Genomic DNA, 553 nt, shown 5'->3' with positions numbered 1-553 from the left:
CCACCGGGCCGTCGGAGACGGCGCTGGCGAAGGCGACCCGGCGCAGTGGCGCGCTGCCCTTGGCCGGCTCGCCGGTGCGCCCGCGCTTCGGGCTCGCGGGGCGGGTCGCGGTCCGCAGCTCCGGGACCGCCTCGTCGCCGGCGAGCAGGCCCTGGTAGAGGTCGACCGAGGCCAGGTCGCAGAACTGCGGCACGGCGACGGCCAGCAGTTCGCGGGCGGTGGTCTCCAGGTCAAGCGAGGTCCCGATGCGGGCCCCGGCCTCGTTCAGCAGCGCGAGGTTGCGCCGCACGCCGGCGGCCTCCTGCTCGGCGCGGCGCCGCCCGGTGATGTCGATGACCAGCCCGGCGACGCCGATCGGCCGCCCGGAGCCGCCGTGCAGCCGGTAGAACGAGACCTGCCAGCGGTGCCGCTCGGTCTCGCCGTACCGCGAGCCGACGATCTGCATCCCGGTGACCGGCGTCCCGGTCTCGATCACCCGGCGCAGCGAGGCGCTGAACCGGTCGGCCTCGGCGCGCGGCAGGAAGTCGTACGGGGTGCGCCCGCGGTGCCAGTC

Annotated in this window: 1 protein-coding gene; it reads right to left on the bottom strand. The window is 76.7% G+C overall.

Annotated elements, in window-relative coordinates; all coding sequences use genetic code 11:
• The coding region (locus tag KUM32_RS40910) for a PAS domain-containing protein (protein WP_217146732.1) at positions 1 to 553 on the bottom strand (553 nt) is incomplete at both ends.

This window comes from Streptomyces sp. AC627_RSS907 (assembly GCF_019049165.1).
Note: the sequence above shows the minus strand (reverse complement) of the source record. Positions and strands in the feature narration are given on the sequence as shown.